Annotated in this window: 13 protein-coding genes; 8 read left to right on the top strand and 5 right to left on the bottom strand. The window is 66.7% G+C overall.

Annotated elements, in window-relative coordinates; all coding sequences use genetic code 11:
• Nucleotides 1-4: 4 nt before the first annotated feature.
• Together E1742_RS09625 and tal are read right to left on the bottom strand one after the other, a co-directional pair.
• Nucleotides 5-1,204 (bottom strand): efflux RND transporter periplasmic adaptor subunit, encoded by a 1,200-nt coding sequence (locus E1742_RS09625; RefSeq protein ID WP_134384675.1) that lies wholly within the window; start codon nucleotides 1,202-1,204, stop codon nucleotides 5-7.
• A gap of 156 nt (nucleotides 1,205-1,360) precedes the next feature.
• Nucleotides 1,361-2,293: a transaldolase gene (tal, locus tag E1742_RS09620; protein ID WP_134384674.1), complete on the bottom strand. Its 933-nt coding sequence runs from the start codon at nucleotides 2,291-2,293 to the stop codon at nucleotides 1,361-1,363.
• A gap of 406 nt (nucleotides 2,294-2,699) precedes the next feature.
• Between tal and E1742_RS09615 the strand changes: the two genes are divergently transcribed.
• The 3 genes from E1742_RS09615 (at nucleotide 2,700) to E1742_RS09605 (ending at nucleotide 6,674) form a co-directional block, all read left to right on the top strand.
• The gene (locus tag E1742_RS09615; RefSeq protein WP_134384673.1) at nucleotides 2,700-3,956 is read left to right on the top strand and encodes a D-amino acid dehydrogenase; all 1,257 of its coding nucleotides are present in this window, start codon (nucleotides 2,700-2,702) and stop codon (nucleotides 3,954-3,956) included.
• A gap of 498 nt (nucleotides 3,957-4,454) precedes the next feature.
• Nucleotides 4,455-5,375: a methyl-accepting chemotaxis protein gene (locus E1742_RS09610; RefSeq protein WP_307721916.1), complete on the top strand. Its 921-nt coding sequence runs from the start codon at nucleotides 4,455-4,457 to the stop codon at nucleotides 5,373-5,375.
• A gap of 237 nt (nucleotides 5,376-5,612) precedes the next feature.
• On the top strand, nucleotides 5,613-6,674 hold the full coding sequence (locus tag E1742_RS09605; RefSeq protein WP_134384672.1) for a hypothetical protein: 1,062 nt from the start codon (nucleotides 5,613-5,615) through the stop codon (nucleotides 6,672-6,674).
• A 101-nt stretch (nucleotides 6,675-6,775) separates the two neighbouring features.
• On the opposite strand, the gene E1742_RS09600 is transcribed toward E1742_RS09605, so the two are convergent.
• Nucleotides 6,776-8,203, bottom strand: a complete 1,428-nt coding sequence (locus E1742_RS09600) for a sensor histidine kinase (RefSeq protein ID WP_134384671.1) — start codon at nucleotides 8,201-8,203, stop codon at nucleotides 6,776-6,778.
• A gap of 5 nt (nucleotides 8,204-8,208) precedes the next feature.
• The gene (locus E1742_RS09595; protein WP_134384670.1) at nucleotides 8,209-8,901 is read right to left on the bottom strand and encodes a response regulator; all 693 of its coding nucleotides are present in this window, start codon (nucleotides 8,899-8,901) and stop codon (nucleotides 8,209-8,211) included.
• A 101-nt stretch (nucleotides 8,902-9,002) separates the two neighbouring features.
• On the opposite strand from E1742_RS09595, the gene E1742_RS09590 reads away from it, so the two are divergent.
• Genes E1742_RS09590 through E1742_RS09570 form a run of 5 tightly spaced genes read left to right on the top strand, consistent with a single transcriptional unit; the run spans nucleotide 9,003 to nucleotide 15,087 of the window.
• Nucleotides 9,003-10,073, top strand: coding sequence for a porin (locus E1742_RS09590; RefSeq protein ID WP_134384669.1), 1,071 nt, complete (start codon nucleotides 9,003-9,005; stop codon nucleotides 10,071-10,073).
• 34 nt (nucleotides 10,074-10,107) lie between these two features.
• Nucleotides 10,108-11,055 (top strand): Bug family tripartite tricarboxylate transporter substrate binding protein, encoded by a 948-nt coding sequence (locus tag E1742_RS09585; protein ID WP_371860229.1) that lies wholly within the window; start codon nucleotides 10,108-10,110, stop codon nucleotides 11,053-11,055.
• Nucleotides 11,056-11,080: 25 nt separating this feature from the next.
• Complete coding sequence (locus tag E1742_RS09580) at nucleotides 11,081-12,166, top strand: ABC transporter substrate-binding protein (RefSeq protein WP_134384667.1); 1,086 nt, start codon at nucleotides 11,081-11,083, stop codon at nucleotides 12,164-12,166.
• Nucleotides 12,167-12,176: 10 nt separating this feature from the next.
• Complete coding sequence (locus E1742_RS09575) at nucleotides 12,177-13,985, top strand: ABC transporter permease (protein ID WP_134384666.1); 1,809 nt, start codon at nucleotides 12,177-12,179, stop codon at nucleotides 13,983-13,985.
• Nucleotides 13,986-14,025: 40 nt separating this feature from the next.
• Nucleotides 14,026-15,087 carry an ABC transporter ATP-binding protein gene (locus E1742_RS09570; protein WP_134388106.1) on the top strand — a complete coding sequence of 354 codons (1,062 nt, stop codon included), beginning with the start codon at nucleotides 14,026-14,028 and terminating at the stop codon, nucleotides 15,085-15,087.
• Here the strand turns inward: E1742_RS09570 and pdxR are convergent, their stop codons facing one another.
• The gene (pdxR, locus tag E1742_RS09565; protein ID WP_134384665.1) at nucleotides 15,088-16,578 is read right to left on the bottom strand and encodes a MocR-like pyridoxine biosynthesis transcription factor PdxR; all 1,491 of its coding nucleotides are present in this window, start codon (nucleotides 16,576-16,578) and stop codon (nucleotides 15,088-15,090) included.
• Nucleotides 16,579-16,608 lie beyond the last annotated feature (30 nt).

Genomic DNA, 16,608 nt, shown 5'->3' with positions numbered 1-16,608 from the left:
CCGCTTATTTCGCTGCCGGCGCGGCCGGGGCCGCGGGGGCGCCGTTGGCGGGCGCCTTTGGCTGCCACGGCTGCGGCGTCACGGCCGCTCCCGGCTTGGCCTTCTGAAAGCCTTCGACGATGATCCGCTCGCCGCCTTTCAGGCCCTCGCTGACGATCCACTTGTCGCCGCTCGACGCTTCGGCCTTGACGGGACGGGCGACGACCTTGTTGTCGCTGCCGACGATCATGACGGACGAGCCTTCGGCGCCGCGCACCACGGCCTGCTGCGGCACGGCGATGGCCGCCTCGTTGACGCCCTGTTCCAGTCGGGCGCGCACGTACATTCCCGGCAGCAGCGTGCGTTTCGGGTTGGGGAACTCGGCCCGCATCGAGACGGAGCCGGTGGTCTCGTCCACCGACACGTCGGAGAACAGCAGCTTGCCTGGCTGCCCGTACTCTTCGCCGCTTTCCATCAGCAGCGTGACACGGGCCTGGTCCTGGCCCACGCTCTTCAGCCGGCCGCTGGCCAGCGCGCGGCGCAACTGCGCCACCTCGGTGGACGACTGGGTAATCGTCACGTAGATCGGGTCGAGCTGCTGCACGGTGGCCATCGGCGTCGCTTCGCCTTGCCCGACCAGGGCGCCTTCGGTGACGAGGGCGCGGCCCACGCGGCCGGAGATGGGCGCCGTCACGGTGGCATAGCCCAGCGTCAGGCCGGCTGTCTGGCGTGCCGCCCTGGCGGTGGCCAGATCCGCCGACGCCTGCTTCTGCGCCGTCACGGCATCGTCGTATTCCTGCTGGCTGACGGCCTGCGCGGCCAGCAGCGGCTTGTAGCGCCTGACCTTCAGGTCGGCCTGCGCCAGGTTCGCCTCGGCCTTGGCCACGGCCGCCTGCGCGCTCGCGTAGTTGGCCTGGAACTCGGCCGGGTCGATACGGAACAGCACTTCGCCCGCCTTGACGTCGCCGCCTTCCTGGAACACGCGCTTGAGCACAATGCCGGGCGTGCGCGCCCGCACCTGGGCGATGCGCGACGCTTCCACGCGGCCCGGCAGCTCGTCGGTCACGGCAACGGCGGCCGGCGCGACGGTGATGACGGAAACGGTGGGCGGCGGCGGGGCAGGTGGGGCGGTGTCTTTCTTGCCGCATGCCGCCAGCAGCGACAGCGTGAGGACGGCGGTAATGGTGGAGGTGACGGGAGCGGTGCAGCGGGGAACAGATCTCATGGATGGCTCATAAGAAGAAGGTGGCGTGCAGGCATCCCTCCTGTGCCGGAGGGCGGAGAAACATTGTATATCACTGCCATCTGTAACGTTTTGTACATGTTGCGGAAAAAACAAAGGGAGCCGAAGCTCCCTTTTGGCAGTGCCGCCCGACCGCGCTTAACGCATGCCGGTGATGATCTGTTTCAGCTTGCCCGAGTCGGCGCAGAAGGCGCGGATGCCTTCGGCCAGCTTCTCCGTGGCCATCGCATCCTCGTTGAGCATGAAGCGGAACGTCTTCTCGTCCAGCGACATCTTCGCCGCGCTGCCCGTTGCCGTCTCAGTTGACAGCTTGCGCTCCACGGGTGCGTTGCTGTCGGCCAGCTTCTGCAGCAGGTCCGGGCTGATCGTCAGCAGATCGCAGCCGGCCAGTTCCAGGATCTGGCCCGTGTTGCGGAAGCTGGCACCCATCACTTCGGTCTCGTAGCCGAACTTGCGGTAGTAGTTGTAGATGCGCTTGACGGACTGCACGCCCGGATCTTCCGCGCCTTCGTACTCGATGCCCGTCTGCTTCTTGTGCCAGTCGTAGATGCGGCCAACGAACGGGGAAATCAGCTGCACGCCCGCTTCGGCGCAGGCAATGGCCTGCGGCAGCGAGAACAGCAACGTCAGGTTACAGTGGATCATTTCCTTCTCGAGGATCTCGGCGGCCTTGATGCCTTCCCAGGTCGACGCGATCTTGATCAGTACGCGTTCGCGGTCGAAACCGGCGCGCTCGTACAGGTCGATCAGCTCGCGGCCCTTGGCCACGTTGCCCTCGACGTCGAACGACAGGCGCGCATCGATCTCCGTCGAGACGCGGCCCGAGACGATCTTCAGGATCTCGCCGCCGAATGCGATCAAGAGCTGGTCGATCACTTCGCCCGTCGAGGCATGCGGGTTGTCGCGCACGATCTTTTCCAGCAGCGGCTTGTATTCGTCCTTCTGCACCGCCTTCAGGATGAGCGACGGGTTGGTGGTGGCGTCGCGTGGCGTGTATGCCTGGATCGACTGGAAGTCGCCGGTGTCGGCAACGACCTTGGTGTATTGCTTGAGCTGTTCGAGTTGATTCATGACTGTGCCGAAGGTAGAGGTTGGGGCAAAAGACTATTGTACCGAAAGAGCCGGTGCGCACGCCATTGGCGCCCTGAGGCCGGCAATGTTGTCAATTTGTCGTCCACTGATACAAGAGCGTGCAAGTGCGGTATGCTTGCCGCGGTGAGCTAAAGACCAACGTTGACGCGGTATCGGGGGACCCCGGCGAAGGAGCGATCGCCCCGACAATCTCTCAGGCACAAGGAACCGGTACCGCATCCGCACTCTGAAGAGCTGCCGGCGCAAGGGCGCGCCCGGCGCACCGAAGGAGCAAACGCCGGTGCGCCGATCGCGCAGCGGGCGTGAATCCCCGGTCCAGAGGGGGAGGCGGCGCGCGTGCGCGGCCTCCAGCCTCAATGCGCCGGAACAGGCCATCTCAAAACACATGAAAACCATCGCAGTCATCGGCGGCGGCATCACCGGCGTCACGACAGCCTATGCGCTGGCCCAGCGGGGGCTGGCCGTCACGCTATTCGAGAAGCACCGCTACCCCGCCATGGAGACGTCGTATGCCAACGGCGGCCAGCTGTCCGCATCCAACGCGGAAGTCTGGAATCACTGGAGCACCGTGCGCAAGGGCTTCGCGTGGATGCTGCGCCGCGACGCGCCGTTGCTGGTGCGCCCGGCCCCCACGTGGCACAAGCTGTCGTGGTTTGCCGAGTTCCTGGCGGCGGTGCCGCGCTACCGCGACAACACCGTGGCCACCGCGCGCATGGCGGTGGCCGCGCGCGAGCACCTGTTTGCCTGGGCCACGGCGGAAGGCATCGCCTTCGACCAGCGCCGCGCCGGCATCCTGCACGTCTACCGCGACAAGGCGGGCTTCGACCATGCGGCGCAGGTGACGAGGCTGCTGGCGCTGGGCGGCCTGCCGCGCCGCGGCGTCACGCCGGACGAGATGCGGGCCATCGAGCCCACGCTGCACGGCGACTACTACGGCGGCTTTTACACGGAAAGCGACAGCAGCGGCGACATCCACAAGTTCACAACTGGCCTGGCGCGCGCCTGCGAACGGCACGGTGTGACGATGATGTGCGGGCGCGACGTGCTGGCGCTGTCGCCCGGCGAGCCGGGCGCAACCGTCACCGTGCGCCACGCCGGAGTGCAGGACAGCTACCGCTTCGACGCGGTTGTCGTCTGCGCAGGCACCGCCAGCCGCGCGCTGGCTGCGATGGCGGGCGACCGCGTCAACGTCTATCCCGTCAAGGGCTATTCGATCACTGTCCACCTGCCTGATGCGGCCAGCCAGGCCGCAGCGCCGACCGTCAGCCTGCTGGACGACGCGACGAAGCTCGTGGCCAGCCGCTTCGGCACGGACCGGCTGCGCGTGGCCGGCAGCGCGGAATTCGCCGGCTTCGACCGCGACATCCGGCTTGAGCGCATCCGGCCGCTGGTGGACTGGGTCGAGCGCTGCTTCCCGGGCGTGGCCACGAAAGACGTGGTGCCCTGGGCCGGCCTGCGGCCCATGATGCCGGACACGATGCCGCGCGTGGGCCGCGGCCGTACGCCGTTCGTGTTCTACAACACGGGTCACGGACACCTTGGCTGGACGCTGGCTGCCGCCACGGCGGAAATGGTGGCGCACGATGTCTATGCTGCCGTGGAGCCGGCGGCGGGACGCAGAAGGGCGGCGCTGGCCGCCTGACTGCGTGTGGTGGCCGTTCAGCTAATGCGATAATCGATGATCACTGCAAAAGAGCAACTGCGTAGAGGCGGATTTTTTGTAGGTATCGGAATATCTGTCGGTTAGGAGCGCCCGGCAGTACTTCCATCGCGTGCTGGACCGCCCGCGCGGCCGCACGCGACTGGCGCAGATGCGCGAGGAAACGGCACTCTACATCGCGGGGCAGGACCGGCTAATTGCACTGGCGAAGGCAGGCGACGCGGATGGCGCGCGTGCCTGTTGGCGGGCGAGCTGCGCCCCGTTCTGGTGCGGCTGAAACCGCCGCCCACGACCTGATCCAGTTTCATAGGGAACTGACCGACCAGTCGGCGAAGGAGGCCGAGGACGCCTACGACCACTCGATCGCGCTGACGCACTCCCTGGGTGCGTTGGCGCTGCTGTTCGCGGGCGGCACGGCGTGGCTGATCGCGATGTCCATTATCACGCCGGTGTGCCCGCACGCTCGAGGTGGCCAACACGGTGGCCGCAGGCGATCTCACCAGCCGCATCGACGTCAATGCCGCCGACGAAACGGGGCAACTGCTGGCGGCGCTGAAAGCGATGAACGAAAGCCTGGCATCGACCGTCAGCGCCGTCCGCTCCAGCACGGAGACCATCACCGTGGCGGCGGCGGAAGTGGCGGCCGGGAGCCTGGACCTGTCGGCGCGCACGGAGCAGCAGGCAAGTTCGCTGGAAGGAACGGCGTCGTCGATGGAGGAACTGACGTCCACCGTCACGCAAAGCGCCGACAACGCGCGGCAGGCGAATCAGCTGGCGCAGTCCGCATCGGCCGTCGCGCGCCAGGGTCGCGGCGTGATCGACAGGGTGGTCGGCACGATAAATGCGATCCGGGCGTCGGCCGACAAGATCGGCGACATCATCAACGTCATCGACAGCATCGCGTTCCAGACCAATATACTGGCACTCAATGCCGCCGTCGAGGCGGCGCGGGCCTGTGAACAAGGCCGCGGCTTTGCCGTTGTCGCCACCGAAGTGCGCAATCTCGCGCACCGCTCCGCTGCCGCCGCGAAGGAAATCAAGGACCTGATCGGCGAGTCCACTGCCCGCGTCTCGGACGGTGCGACGCTGGTGGCACAGGCGGGATCGACGATCACGGAGATCGTCGCCAGCGTCGGGTGCGTGCCGGGTATCATGGGCGAGATCGTGTCCGCCGCCATCGAGCAGACGGCGGGGATCGAGCAGATCAACGAGGCGGTCGGCCAGATGGACGCCGTCACGCAGCAGAACGCCGCGCTGGTCGAACAGTCGGCCGCGGCATCGGAAACGATGCGCGAACAGGCCGTCAGTCTGGCCGACGCGGTGGCGGTGTTCCGGCTCGACGCTCGCCCCACCAAGCCGCGCGCATCGCGATCCAAACAGATGCGGCTGCAGCAGGCTTAAGCGCCTCCATCCGCTTTGGCCAGGCCTGTGCCGTCCGCCGCTTCCTGACGAAGGCTGGTAATCGGCGCAGGCAAACGTGCATCCAGCGTGCCGGCCGCCGGCCAGCAGGCCCGTTACCGAGATACCTGCAACGCGTTGTTACAACTGCACAACGTCCAGGCTGGCCGCCATGCTTGCTTTTCCCATAATTTCCTCTTGGAAGTTATAATTTGATATTGGAAATTACTGGGATAGCAAGTGAAAAAAGTAGAACAGGTAACACTACCGCAGCAGGCGAAACACACGTTTATCGCCGCTCTTGCCGTAGCAACGATGCTGACAGCTTGCGGTGGCGGTGGCGGTGAGCAGGGAGGGCCGACATCGCCGCCGGCGCAGGCCAGTTACCGTAGCGCCAAGCAGACGGTCAAGGACTTCGAGTCGAACTACGTTGCCTGGCGTTATTCGGTCGCCGGCCAGCCCGATGCCAGCGGTGTGTCGTGGGGATCGGTCGTCACGACGCATATCGATGCCGATGGCGCGTATGCGCGCGCCGAAGTGGAGCAGGACGGTGAGAACCGCACCTACACGCAGTACACCGTGGACGGCGCACGTAAGTCGGTCGGGGAGCCCTGCGGCTACGTCTTCACGCCTGCTTTTGCCGAAATCCCGGCCACGCTGACCCTCGGGCAGACCTGGGAAACGAGTACGACCCGTACCTGCACCAACGACGCCGACGAACATACCGCCGTGACGGCCAAAGGTTCGGTCGTGGCGGTCGAGCCCCTGACCGTCCGGGCAGGCACGTTTACTGCTGTGAAGACGGTCACCGCCGTAACTTACAAGTTCCCGCGCAGCACAACTGTCAGCAATCAAACCTGCTGGCGCGACACCGTGACCGGTGTTGAGCTGAAGTGCGACATCGTTGGCACGACGACCCCGGTCGATCCCGCCAAGCCTGTCCGGACGCAATCGTTCAACTCGGAACTGGCCGGTTATGCGCAGGCTGCCACCGGTCGACAAAAACTGAATGTGGAACGCTTCACCGGCGTCTGGCAGGTCTGGTTTACCGGAACGGCCGAGGGTATCTGCTCCGTCAGGATCGCCAGCAACGGGGTGGTGAACGGGCATTGCAATAACAACTACAATATCGCATTTGACATTTCCGGTACGGTCGATGCGCAAGGTGTGGCCAGCTTCTCGCTGGTCGGCAACGGCATCAGCGGGCCAGGCTTTACCGGCAGTTTCGAGTCGCCGCTGAAAATCGCCGGTACCTGGGCCGCGGGCGGCGACAAGGGCACCTGGTACATGCTGCACATGTAAATAGCCGGCGCTTCTCGGCGGTTGTCGGATAATTGCCGAACGGTCGCCGAAGTTCTCCATGATAGCGGGCGGGTCCCGGCCACCGATGCGCGGCTGTTCGCTCAGTGCAATTCCAGCCGCACCAGCAAGCCGCGACCTCCGGTACCATCATGCAGCGATATCGCGGCGCCATGCAGCGCGGCGATATCGCTGACAATCGCCAGCCCCAACCCGGCCCCGCCGGGGTTGGCGGCCATCGACGAAGGCGCCCGGTAAAACGGCGCGAACACCCGTTCGCGCTCCGCCGCCGGGATGCCGGGACCGCCATCCTCCACCTCCAGCACCGCGCCGCCATCGGTCGTCAGCACCCGCAGCACGACGCTGCCGTCGGCCGGCGTATAGCGCAGCGCGTTGTCCACCAGGTTCGATATCATCTCGTGCAGCAGCAATGCCTGTCCCGAGACGACGATTTCCTCCGGCGCTTCCAGTGCGAGATCGATGCGCGCACGCACCGCGTTCGGGGCGAGCTCCAGCGCGATCTCCTGCACCAGCGCTCGCAGCGCGACCGGCTCGGCCAGGCCGCCTTTACTGTGCTCGATGCGGGCCAGCGTCAGCAAGCGGTTGGCGAGGTGGACTGCCGCGTCGGTCGTGGTGGCAATGCTGTCGACCAGCGTCGTCACTTGCGGCGGCGCGCCGTGGCGGCCGATCTCGCGCTGCGCCATTTCCGTTTGCGTGCGCAGCACCGTCAACGGCGTGCGCAGCTGGTGCGACGCGTCCGCGATGAAGCGCCGCTGGCTGTTGATCAGGCCCTGGATGCGCGACATCGACGCGTTCATCGCCGCCACCAGCGGGCGCACTTCCTTGTGGACGAGGGTGGCGTCGAGGTCGGACAGGTCGGACACGCTGCGCGACTCCACTTCGCGTTTCAGCAGCATCAGGGGCCGCAGCACGAGGCGCACGGCAAACCAGATCAGCAGCGCCGCCGCCGCCACGAGGCCGGCCTGCCACAGCACCGTGTCGAGCAGGATCTTGTTCGTCAGCCCGCGCCGCGCATCGAGCGTTTCCCCAACCTGGATCAGCGCGATGCCGCGCATCGAGTCGTCGTACACGGGCTGCAGCAGCGCGGCGATGCGCACCGGCTGGCCGTTGTAGTCGGCGTGGTAGAAGCGCACCAGCGCGGGATAGCTTTCGGAGCGCGGCACGTTGGCGGGGACAGGCGGCAGGTCGTCGTAACCGGACACCGTCTCGCCGCGCAGGCCCGTGACCTTGTAGTAGATACGGCCCAGCGTATCGGTCTCGAAGCTGTCCAGCGCCACGTATGGCACGTCCGCCACCACCTTGCCGCCGACGATCGACACCCGTTCGGCCAGCGCCCGCGTCGAGGCCAGCAGCGAGCGGTCGTAGGCCACGTCCGCCGCGTCCAGCGCGTTGTGATACGCCGACACGGTGTTGAATACCTCCAGCACGATCAGCGGCAGCAGCAGCCAGCGCAGCAGCTGGCCGCGCAGGCTGCCGGCACCGTGGCGTGACCGTTCCGGCACGCTTCCCATGTCCGCTATGCGGCGTCGCGCGGCTGCAGCAGGTAGCCGATGCCGCGCAAGGTCGTGATGGCGGCGGCGCCGGGCTGGCCGCTCTCCAGCTTCTTGCGCACGCGGTGGATGTACAGTTCGATGGCGTCCAGGTTGGCGTCGTCCGCCAGCGCGAACACCTCGTCGAACAGCTTTTCCTTCGCCACGGCGCGGCCGCTGCGGGTGATCAGCGCTTCCAGCACGGCGTGTTCGCGCGGCGTCAGCGCCAGGTTGTTGCCGTAGTAGCTGAACATGCGCGAGACGGTGTCGAACGCCAGCTCGCCGCAGCGGTACACCAGTGCTTCGTTGCCCAGGCCGCGGCGCAGCAGCGCCTTGACTCGCGCCTCCAGCTCCACCAGCTCGAACGGTTTGGCGAGATAATCGTCGGCGCCCAGGTTCAGGCCCTGCACGCGGTCTTCCAGGCCGCCGCGCGCCGTCAGGATCAGCACGGGCGTCTTGCTGACGGCACCGCCGCGTGCGCGCAGGCGCTTGAGCACCTCCAGGCCATCCATGCGCGGCAAGGTCAGGTCCAGAATCACCAGCGCGTATTCCTGCGTGTGCAGCAGCGCGTCCGCATCGGCCCCGTTATCGGCGCATTCCACCGTAAGATGCGCATCGCGCAGCGCCCTGGCGAGCCAGTGTTGCAGTTCGGTGTGGTCTTCTACCAGGAGGATGCGCATGTCTGGGGCCTGAAAGCATTTTGAAAGGTTGACGATTCTATAGTACCCACATGCCCCGCCACGAGGGCAAGCGCAATAACTATAAACCCAGGAGACAATCCGTGAAAAGAACCACCATCGCCTGCGGCGCATTGGCCGCCGTGGCCTGCCTGGCCGCACCAGCGACCCACGCCCAATCCGCCGTGACCCTCTACGGCCTGCTCGACACAGGCATCGACTACGCTTCCGATGCGGCACCGAACGGCCGCTCGATGACCCGCGTCAGCTCCGGCGGCATGAACACCTCGCGCTGGGGGATCAAGGGCGTCGAAGACCTGGGCGGCGACCTGAAAGCCGTCTACCAGCTCGAAGGCGGCATCCTGATGGACACGGGCGGCATTGACGGCCAGCTGTTCCGCCGCCAGGCCAATGTGGGGCTGGAAGGCAAGTTCGGCCGCCTCGTGCTGGGCCGCTCGTTCACCAGCGTGTATGACACCGTGATCCGCTTCGACCCGATGGGCTTTGCCCCGTTCTACTCGTGGGCGACAACGGGCAACGCGACGGGCCCCAGCAAATACGGCATGACGACGGGCTTCGACAACCTGGTCAAATATTCCGGCAGCACGGGCGACGTCAAGTATGGCCTGTCATACGCGCTCGGCGAGCAAACGGCGTCCGGCAGCGACAGCAGGAAGCTTGCCGCCGCCGTCAGCTATGAGTCCGACGGCCTGGGCCTGATGGCCACGTGGGAACGCGAGAATGGCAACAGCGTCCCGCTCACGGGCCGGCGCGACGAAGCCCGCGTGATCCACCTGGGCGCCTACTACACGATGGGCAACGTCAAGTTCTGGGTGGCCGGCCGCGATTACCGGCTCGAACCCGGCGCCGGCGCGACAGCGGACGTCCAGGGCGACACGTACTGGACAGGCGTCGCGTACAAGCCGGTACCGAACGTGACGCTGACGGGCGCCGTCTACTACATGAACGTGAAGAACACGGCAGCGGGTGCGGATGCCGATCCGCTGATGTTGGTGGCGCGCTACCGCTATGCGCTGTCGAAACGCACCGACCTGTATGCGACGGTAGCGTATGCGAAGGCGAAGCACGACCAGCTGGTCGGCCTGTCGCGCGACGATCCGGGATTCGGCGATACGCAGCGCGGCGCCATCGTCGGCATCCAGCACCGGTTCTGACATGCGCCGCCTTCTTGCACTGTGCTTCCTTGCGATGCTCGCGCGCGTCGGCGCCGCAGCGCCAGCCGGCGGGCCGAACGGCGCGATCGAATGCATCGTGCCGTCGAAGCCGGGCGGCGCAATGGACCTGACGTGCAAGCTGGTACGCGACGGCCTGAAGGGGCTGCCCGACCAGGCCGGCCGGCCGCTGCGCCTGAGCTATCTGCCCGGCGGCATCGGCGCCGTGGCCTGGCATTCGCTGGTGTCGTCGCGGCGCGGCGATGCCAACACGCTGGTGGCGTTCTCCGGCGGTTCGCTGCTCAATCTTGCGCAAGGCAAGTTCGGCAAGGCCAGGCCGGCGGACGTACGCTGGGTGGCAGCGCTGGGCGCGGACTACGGCATGATCGCCGTGCGCAGCGGCTCGCCGTACCGCACGCTGGCCGACCTGATCGCGGCGCTGAAGCGCCACCCGTCCAGGGTGCTGATCGGCGTGTCCGGCACCATCGGCAGCCAGGACTGGCTCAAGATGGCGCTGCTGGTACGCAGTGCCGGCATCGATCCGAAGGTGCTGCGCTTCGTGGCGCTGGAGGGCGGCGGCGAAGCCTTCACGGCGATGCAGGCGGACTTCGTGCACGTGGTGTCCGGCGATGCGTCGGAAGCGCACCTGATGTCCGCCAACGGCAAGGTCCGGGTGCTGGCCGTGCTCTCGGAAGGGCGCCTGCCCGGCGCGCTGGCCGGCGTGCCGACCGCGCGCGAGCAAGGCTACGACGTGGTCTGGCCCACGATCCGCGGCATCTGGATGGGCCCCCAGGCGTCCGAGGCCGATTATCGCCGCTGGGTGCAGACGTTCGACCGCATGATGGCGACGCCCGATTTCGCCCGGCTGCGCACCGCCGCCGGCCTGTATCCGCTGAGCCTGACCGGCCCGGCACTGACCGATTACGTACAAAAAGCCGTGGACGACTACGGCAAGCGCGCCAGCCAGCTTGGCCTGATGCGCTGAACCTTCATAACACACGGAGACAACCATGACGATGAAAACCGCAATTGCAGTCCTGCTGACCCTGGCCGCGGGCACCGCCCTGGCCCAGGTGCCGGCAGGCTACCCGGCCGACTACCAGAAGCTGATCGAGGGCGCGAGGAAGGAGGGCAAACTGGTGGTCTACGGCGCCACCGACAGCAAGGCCACGCAGCCGCTGATCCGCGACTTCAATGCGCTGTATCCCGGCATCTCGGTCGAATACAACGACATGAATTCGACGGAAGTCTACAACCGCTTCATCTCCGAACGCGCCGCGGGCGGCAACACGGCCGACGTGATGTGGTCCTCGGCGATGGACCTGCAGATGAAGCTGGCCAGCGAAGGCAGCGCGCTGCAGTACAAGTCCGTCGAAGCGGGCGGCCTGCCCGCGTGGGCCGTGTGGGAGAACAAGGCCTACGGCACCACGTTCGAGCCGGCCGCGATTGTCTACAACAAGCGCCTGCTGGCCGCCAACGAAGTGCCGCAGACGCACGACGACTTCGCGCGGCTGATCCAGCAGCCGAAGTTCCGCGACAAGGTCACGACCTACGATATCGAGAAATCCGGTGTCGGCTTCATGTTCATGACGCACGATGCGCAGACGTACGCGAAATTCGCCGACCTGCAGAAGGCGTTCGGTGTGGCCAAGGTGCGGGTACAGTCGTCCACCGGCACGATGATGGAGCGCATTTCGTCCGGCGAGAACCTGATCGGCTACAACGTTCTGGGCTCCTATGCGCTGGTGCGCGCCAAGACCGATCCGTCGATCGGCGTCGTGCTGCCGAAGGACTACACGCAGATCGTGTCGCGCGTGGTCTTCATCAACAAGGCGGCGAAAAACGTCAACGCGGCCAAGCTGTGGCTGGACTACATGCTGTCGAAGCGGGGCCAGACGATCATCGCCAACGACTCGAAACTGTACGCAATCCGCGCCGACGTGACGGGCGAGACGACCAGCGCGGACCTGATCAAGACCATCGGCCAGGCCAATGTCAAGCCGATCCCCGTCTCGCCGGCACTGCTGCAATACCTGGCCCCTGCCAAGCGCATGGCATTCCTGAAGGGCTGGAAAGAAACCGCCGGCAAAAAGTAAGGAGCACGCCATGCTGAACGCTACTTCGACGCTCGCCCAGGGCGCCACTATCCCGGCCCTCGCGGCTGCGCGCGGCCCGCGCGTGAACTGGCTGCGCGCACTGGTGGTCGTGCTGACCGCACTGGCCATTTTCGCGCCGCTGTGCCTGATCTTCTACCAGAGCTTCCTGTCCGCGCCGTTCTTCATGCCGGAAAAGGAACTGGGGCTGGACGCCTACCGTTTCATCGTCGACGATCCGGACTTCGGCATGGCGTTCAGGAACGGCCTGATGCTGGCGGCCGGACTGGCGGCGATCGCCGTGCCGCTGGGCGGCATGCTGGCCTTCCTGATGGTGCGCACCGATCTGCCGGGGCGCAACTGGATCGCGCCGCTGCTGCTGGTGCCGATCTTCGTGTCGCCGATGGTCATGGGCTTCGGCTATGTCGTCTCGATGGGGCCCGTAGGCTTCTACTCGACGTGGATCAAGGCGATCATCGGCTTCATTCCGTGGAACGTGTATTCGTTCACCAGCATCGTCGTCATCGCCGGGCTGACGCACGTGCCGCATGTGTATCTGTACGCGTCGTCGGCGCTGCGCAGCCTGGGCTCCGACGTGGAGGAGGCAGCCCGCGTGGCAGGTGCTTCGCCGCTGCGGGTCATGATGTCCGTGTCGCTGCCGATGATCATGCCCGCGCTGGCGTATGCGGGCGTGCTGGTGTTCTTCCTCGGCTTCGAGGTGTTCGGGCTGGTGCTGGTGCTGGGCGATCCGGAAGGCCACCTGGTGCTGCCGACCTACCTCTATAAACTGACCAACAAACTGGGCACGCCATCGTATCACCTGATGGCCGCCGTTGCCGTCTGCCTCGTCATGGTGACGATGCCGCTGGTGATGCTGCAGCGCTGGCTGCTGCGCTCGGCGAACAAGTATGTGTCGATCAAGGGCAAGGGCGCGCGCAGCAAGGCGCTGCCGCTGGGCCGCTGGAAGTGGCTGGCCTATGCGCTGCTGGGCGCGTGGCTGCTGCTGACCATCGTCATGCCGCTGTCCGGTATCGCGCTGCGCTCGTTCGTCGAATACTGGGGAGAGGGCGTCAGCCTGGCGGGCGTGCTGACGTTGCAGCACTTCCGCGACATCCTGGAACAGCCGTCGCTGATCCGCGCCATCGTCAATACGGTGCTGATCGGCGTCGTGGGCGGCGGCCTGGCCGTCGTCTGCTACAGCTTCATCGCGCTGGCGATGCACCGCCGCCAGGACGGCATCGCCCGCTTCCTCGACTACAGCGTACTGGTGCCGCGCGCCGTTCCCGGCCTGCTGGCGGGCCTGGCGTTCCTGTGGGTGTTCCTGTTCGTGCCAAGCTGGCTCGATGGCATGCTGCAGGCGGCCGACAACCCGGTGGCGGCGTGGCTGTCCGCACATCTGATCCCGGCATTGCGCTCGCTGCGTTCGACGATCTTCGCCGTCTGGCTGGCCTATTCGGTCGTGTGGATGGCCTACGGCATGCGCCTGATTTCCACCGCGCTGCTGCAGGTTGGCCCCGAGCTGGAAGAGGCGGCGCGCGCCGTCGGCGCCAACCGCGGCCAGGTGGTCCGCCAGGTCACGCTGCCGCTGGTGCGCTATGGCCTCCTGGGCAGCTGGCTGATGATCTTCCTGATCTTCGAGCGCGAATATTCGACGGGCGTCTACCTGCTGTCGCCCGGCACCGAGGTCATCGGCGCCATGCTTGTCTCGCTGTGGGCGGGCGGCTCGACGGAACTGGTCGCGGCGCTGTCCTTCATCAACATCACGCTGGTGGCCATCGGCCTCGGCATCGCGCTGCGCTTCGGCGTCAAGCTGCACGACTAAACGCAGAAAGAGGAGTCTGACCATGAAACGGGACCTGCACATGAACGAACTGACCGTCGACGAACTGCACCTGGACTACGGCACCGGCGCGCACGCCAACCCGATCCTGAAGGGCGTGTCGATGCACCTGCAAAAAGGCGAAGTGGTGGCGCTGCTGGGGCCATCGGGCAGCGGCAAGACTACCTTGCTGCGCGCCGTAGCCGGGCTGGAAAGCGCACGCCAGGGCACCATCGACATCGGCACGCGCCGCGTGTACGACGGCGCCAATCGCTTCGAGATGCCGGCCGAACAGCGCAACCTTGGCCTCGTGTTCCAGTCGTACGCGCTGTGGCCGCACAAGACCGTGTTCGACAACGTGGCCTATGGCCTGACGTTGCGCCGGATGCCCGGCGGAGAAATCAAAACGCGCGTGACGGAGGTGCTGGGGCAGCTGGGCCTGGCCCACCTGGGCGAGCGCTACCCCCATCAACTGTCCGGCGGACAGCAGCAGCGCGTGGCGATTGCCCGCGCGCTCGTCTACAACCCGCCCGTCATCCTGCTGGACGAGCCGCTGTCGAACCTGGACGCCAAGCTGCGCGAAGAGGCGCGGGCGTTCCTGCGCGAGCTGATCGTACGCCTCGGCCTGTCCGCGCTGATGGTCACCCACGACCAGGCAGAGGCGATGGCGATCTCGGACCGCATCCTGTTGCTGAACAACGGCGTCATCGAGCAGCAGGGCACGCCGCAGGCCATGTATGAAACGCCGGACACGCTGTTCACGGCGGAGTTCATGGGCAGTAACAACCGGCTGCCCGGCACCTTGGTGCAGCGCGATGGCAGCAACGTCATCCTCGACGTGGCGGGCACGCGGCTGCAGGGCACCGCCCGCGGCACCCGCCTGGCCGACATTGCGCCGCTGGTGCGCGTGGAGGAAGTGCGCATCAGCGCCGGGCAGGTCGACAACGCGCTGCCGCTGCCGCTGGTCACGTGCATGTACCTAGGCGACCGGTGGGAATGCCTGTTCAAGTCCGGCGACATCAGCGTGCGGGCCTACTCGCGCCATCGCCTGAACGATGGCATGTACTGGCTGCAGATGCCGGTCGAGAAGTTGTGGGTGTTCTGACTAGTCCGATGCGCTGAGCAGCCCGGCCAGCAGCCGGGCGCTGTGGCGCGCCTGCGCCATCGTCAGCGCCGTGTAGCCGACCACGATGGCCGGCGGCAGCACGACCTCCCTGCACAGGCTGCGCAAGCCTTGCAGTTGCAGGCCAGTGGCGGCGGCGCGGGCGCAGAACGCCGCCTCGTCGCTGCCCTCGGGCAGCCACAGAACAAAATGGAAACCGGCATGGTGGCCGCTGACGGTGTAACGACCGGGCGCCCCCGCCGCCAGCGCCGCCAGGATCGCATCGCGCCGCTCCTGGTACGCGCGCCGCGCCGAGCGCAGGTGCCGCACGAACAGGCCGTCGGCCAGCCATGACGCGAGCGCCAGTTGTTCCGTCACGCCGACCGAGCGGCCCGTGGTCTGCCACAGCGCCAGCAGCTGGCCCTTCAGCTGCGGCGGCACCACCGCGAAGCCTACGCGCAGGCCGGCGAACAGCGTCTTGTTGAAGCTGCCCGTGTAGATCACGCGACACTCTCTGTCCAGGGACTTGAGCACGGCGAGCGGCGCGTTCAGGTAATTGAATTCGCTGTCGTAATCGTCCTCGATGACCCAGGCGTCGTGACGCTCCGCCCAGTCCAGCAGTTCCAGCCGCCGCGTGACCGACATCGTCACGCCGGTGGGCGACTGGTGCGCCGGCGTCACGTACACCAGCCGCGTATCGGCATGACCGTCCAGCAGCGCGCATTCCAGTCCGTGCGGCCCGACGGGGACCGGAACGACGGATGCACCGGCCCTGGCAAAGATCTGCAGCGCGGCCGGGTAGCCCGGGTCTTCGACACAGACCTTGTCACCGGGCCGCAGCACGCTGCGCGCCACCAGGTCGAGCGCGTGGCGAATGCCGGTGAGGACGATCACGTCGTCGGCACTGCAGCCGATGCCCCGGTATTTGCGCAGGTAGTCGGCGATCTGTTCGCGCAGTACCGGCAGGCCGGCAGGATCGGCGCAACACAGCAGCTCGACGCCGGCGCGATCGAGCGCGCGGGCGATCTGGCGCGACCATGCGGGTAACGGGAACAGCGCCGGATCGGCCAGGCGCGCCATGAACGGCACGCCCACCTGTACGGCGGGATCGGGCGGCCCGGCGGGCGGCGCACTCGCGGCCGGGGCGCGCGGCGCGGGCACGGCCAGCGGGTGCACGCCCGGAGCGATCGCCATCAGGTAGCGGTCCGGCACGACGGCGCTGACCCGCGTGCCCGACCCCGGCGTGCGCGACACATATGCTTCGGAACTCAGGCGGTCGTAGACGATCTCCACCGTGCCGCGCGACAGGCCCCAGCGCTGGGCCAGCATGCGGGTGGACGGCAGGCGGCTGCCGGCGGGGATCAGCCGGCCGAGGATGGCATCGCGCAAGGTGGCATAGACGAGGTCCTGTTTGCTGTCGCCCGCCGGCGCTCCGCCCCGCAGGCCGGCGGGGCAGGGCAGGTCCAGGGCGAATTCCGTCTTGCCTCGTGCCATAGTGGTCCAATGAACGATGAAATAAATGGT

Source organism: Pseudoduganella plicata, from assembly GCF_004421005.1.
GTDB lineage: Bacteria > Pseudomonadota > Gammaproteobacteria > Burkholderiales > Burkholderiaceae_D > Rugamonas > Rugamonas plicata.
Note: the sequence above shows the minus strand (reverse complement) of the source record. Positions and strands in the feature narration are given on the sequence as shown.